We start from the raw sequence: 3,465 nt of genomic DNA, 5'->3' as shown, positions 1-3,465 counted from the left end.
GGTAAAGGTCACCCGCATTGCGCGCGGCCTCCCGGTGGGAGGCGACCTCGAGTATGCCGATGGCGTCACCATCGCGCAGGCGCTCGCCGCGCGCCGGGAAATGCACTAGGCGGCAGGGCCACGGCCGCCGCCGCTCGGTTACCTTCGGGCCCATCCGCGCGTTGATAGTGCGCGGCTCCCTCGCGATGTTCTGCCTTGCGAGCCGCACGGCCGTTGCGCCGCCTGGCTTGTGACGTCAGGGGTAGACGGCACACGCGTTACGTTCCCAGAATTGCGGTGGTGGGTTGCCAGTCTCGGGTGATGGGTTAACGTCACGTGTCCGGCACCCCGCCCCGTCGTCCCCGGTTTCCCCGTCAAACATGCCCATCGGCGCCGCCACCTGGTCGTTCACCGAGGACGACTTCGGGGCCATTACGATCACCCTGCAGCGATTCCTCTACGACGCCAAGGCGCGGTGCGCCCTGCTCGTCGATCGCAGCGGGCAACTCGTCGCCACTGTTGGCGAACCGCCCAACTTCGACGCCACGGCGTTCGCGACGCTCACTGCTGCGGATTTCAGCGCCAATGACCAGCTGGCGCGACTCATCGGTGAGAGCGACTTCAACGTGCTCTTCCATCAGGGCGAGCGCGAAAGCATGTACCTCGCGGATATCGCCCGGCGCGTCATTCTCGTGGTGCTCTTCGACAACCGCACCACGTTGGGGCTCGTGCGCCTGCGCATGAAGACCGCCGTGGACGAGCTTACGCGGACCTTCGAGGGCGTGTTCGCGCGCGGAAGCGTGCGTGATGCCGCGCCTCCGGGGTTCCTCGCCGGCGCCGAAGACGAAATCGACCGCTTGTTTCAGTAACGGAGCAGGCTCATGTCGATGATCAACTACGCCTCGCGCGAGATCAACTGCAAGATCGTTTTCTACGGTCCGGGACTCGGCGGCAAGACCACCAATCTCGAGTACGTGTACGGCAAGGTCTCGCCCAACACGCGCGGCAAGCTCATTTCGCTTGCCACGGAGACCGAGCGCACCCTGTTCTTCGATTTCCTCCCCGTCGATCTCGGCACGATCCGCGGCTTCAAGACCCGTTTCCACCTGTATACGGTGCCGGGGCAGGTCTACTACAATGCGTCGCGCAAGCTCATCTTGAAGGGAGTGGACGGCGTGGTGTTCGTGGCCGACTCGCAGACGGAGCGCGCCGAGGCCAATCTCGAGTCCATGCAGAACCTGTATGACAACATGGCGGCGTATGGGTACGACCTTACGCGCATGCCGTTCGTCATTCAGTACAACAAGCGCGATCTTCCGAACGCGGCCAGTGTGGCGGAACTGCAGGCCATGCTGAACCCCGGTTGGGAAATCACCGACCCGTCGCGGATGCGTCCGCAGCCGGATCCGTTCCGCCCTGGCGAGTATCTGGTCAGCCAGTTGCCCACCGGTGAGTGGGTGGAGCGCGTGCCATATTTCGAAGCTGTTGCCGTGACGGGTGACGGGGTGTTCGACACTCTGAAAGCCGTTTCCAAGCTGGTGCTGAAGACACTCGCCTGAGGCTTCGTCGGGCGAGCGGTCGCACGCTGGCCTCCCCGCCCAACCCGACCGTCGCGTGAACCTTCCGAACGCAATCACCGTGGGCCGCATCGCCCTGACGCCGCTGATTGCGTGGCTGCCGTTCACCACGTCGTGGAGCGCGCGCCTTTTTGCGTTCGTGCTCTTCCTCGTCGCCGCCATCACCGACTATTGGGACGGGCACCTCGCGCGCTCGCGCAACCTGGTCACCGACCTCGGGCGATTGCTCGACCCGCTCGCCGACAAGCTGCTGCTGCTGGCGACGCTCATCCCGATGTACCTGCTGCAGCGCCATCACGCCTTCGTGGTGTCGGGCGATACGCCGACGAATCCGTTCCTCTTCGAACTGCCGTTCGGGCGCGTGAGCCTGCCGCTCTGGATCGTGCTGGTGGTCCTCGGCCGCGAGGCGTTCATGACGGTGTTCCGGCAGATCGCCGCCCGGCGCGGGCTCGTGATCGCCGCCATTGGCCCGGCCAAGTGGAAGACGACTTTCCAGAGCATCTGGTTGGGGGCCGCCTACTTCTGGTTCTTCGCCATTACGCTGGCTGAGCAGCGTGGCTGGCTCGCCGACAGCGCCTGGCGCGCCTTCGCCCTATTTAACGGCTTCGTCGGCGTCGTGAGCATGGTTGGCGCAGTGGCGCTCACGCTCTACTCGTTGTGGCTGTATCTGCATCGTTACGGCCGGCAGGTCGCGCGCCTCGTTTGAAGCTGGCGCCCTCGATAGCAGACTCAACAGCTGACTCAATGTAAGAGTCACTTGGGGGCGAGTGTGGCGCGCATCCTTCGGATCTGCGGCGGTGCCTCAACAGGGCGCTACTCTGACCACAAGCGTCAATATGGCGTCAACTTCATGCATAGCATACCACTCGGGCTCATGCATGCGCCGCGTGGGACCATGGTCTCCGTATTGCTGAGGTTGGGGTATCCGAGTCTCGTGGCGTGGTGTTCAGCGCGCGGCTTTTGGAGGAGACCCCCACAGGCGGTAGTACCGCTCAGTTTCCAGGAGTTTCTCGTAATGAAGAAGATGAGTTTGCTGGTAGGATCCGTTTTGTCGGTGTTGGGCGCCTCCTCAACGGAAGCGCAGTCTTGCACGAGCAGTTTCGGTCAGGTGCCCGGCATCCCGGCGAACACATGGGGTAACACCGTACCGACCAATCGCGCCGTGTACAACAACTGTGTCACCGATCTGGTCCTCGGTTTAGCCGCGCGCCCTCGTGGAACCGGAAATCCGGCCGTCACTGACGACGGAGTCAGCACCTATTTCGTGCAGGCAGGCCCGGACGTCTCGACTAGTCCGGCGGCTGGCGCGGGTTTCGGTACGTGGAACTTCGCGTTCTATGTCGGGGGCGCCAATGCTGGCCAGTACTCGTACAAGCTTCGCTACGACTTCAACGGCGCGACCGGAAATACCTTGGACCTAGGTCTCGTCGCATGGAGTAACGCAGCGTATGCGAACAGCTGGAATCTCGGTATGGGGTTTCTTGGTGCTTCCGCGCCCGGGATTACGCCGCCTAGCGGACCGAGCTTCAATCCGAATTCGGGCGGTGAATACAGCTTCGCTCTCGAGGCGTACAGCGGTGAATCCATGGTGGCGTCCACAAACATGACCGTCGTCTCCTCCGTCCCCGAACCGTCCAGCTACGCCCTTGTGGCCGCCGGTCTCGCCGGCCTCGTAGCCGTGCGTCGCCGTCGCCGCAGCGCCTGACGCGCAAGCACAACGGCTAGGAAATCGCCACGGCGCCGGTCGAGCTTCGCTCGCCGGCGCCGTTGTCGTCTGTAGTACCTTTCCCGCATGAACATCGAAATCGTCACCATCGGCGACGAGCTGCTGCTCGGCTTCACCATCGATACCAATGCCGCGCATCTCGCGCGGGAACTGGCCGCCCTCGGCGTGCGCATCGTGCGGCGC

General features: G+C 63.8%; 4 protein-coding genes and 1 pseudogene. All 5 read left to right on the top strand.

The window, feature by feature from the left end:
- Window positions 1–109, top strand: a pseudogene (locus ACIQ6O_RS14780) (recombination protein RecR); the annotation flags it as partial.
- A gap of 250 nt (window positions 110–359) precedes the next feature.
- Window positions 360–848 (top strand): roadblock/LC7 domain-containing protein, encoded by a 489-nt coding sequence (locus ACIQ6O_RS14775; RefSeq protein WP_396208547.1) that lies wholly within the window; start codon window positions 360–362, stop codon window positions 846–848.
- Between the two features lie 12 nt (window positions 849–860).
- Window positions 861–1,538, top strand: a complete 678-nt coding sequence (locus tag ACIQ6O_RS14770) for a GTP-binding protein (protein WP_396208546.1) — start codon at window positions 861–863, stop codon at window positions 1,536–1,538.
- A 55-nt stretch (window positions 1,539–1,593) separates the two neighbouring features.
- On the top strand, window positions 1,594–2,262 hold the full coding sequence (locus ACIQ6O_RS14765) for a CDP-alcohol phosphatidyltransferase family protein (protein ID WP_396208545.1): 669 nt from the start codon (window positions 1,594–1,596) through the stop codon (window positions 2,260–2,262).
- A gap of 309 nt (window positions 2,263–2,571) precedes the next feature.
- Window positions 2,572–3,261 carry a PEP-CTERM sorting domain-containing protein gene (locus ACIQ6O_RS14760; protein ID WP_396208544.1) on the top strand — a complete coding sequence of 230 codons (690 nt, stop codon included), beginning with the start codon at window positions 2,572–2,574 and terminating at the stop codon, window positions 3,259–3,261.
- Window positions 3,262–3,465: the final 204 nt, after the last annotated feature.

The sequence above is a fragment of the Gemmatimonas sp. genome (genome assembly GCF_044345575.1).
GTDB lineage: Bacteria > Gemmatimonadota > Gemmatimonadetes > Gemmatimonadales > Gemmatimonadaceae > Gemmatimonas.
The sequence above is the reverse complement of the archived record's forward strand: the minus strand, read 5'-3'. Positions and strand labels throughout refer to the sequence as shown.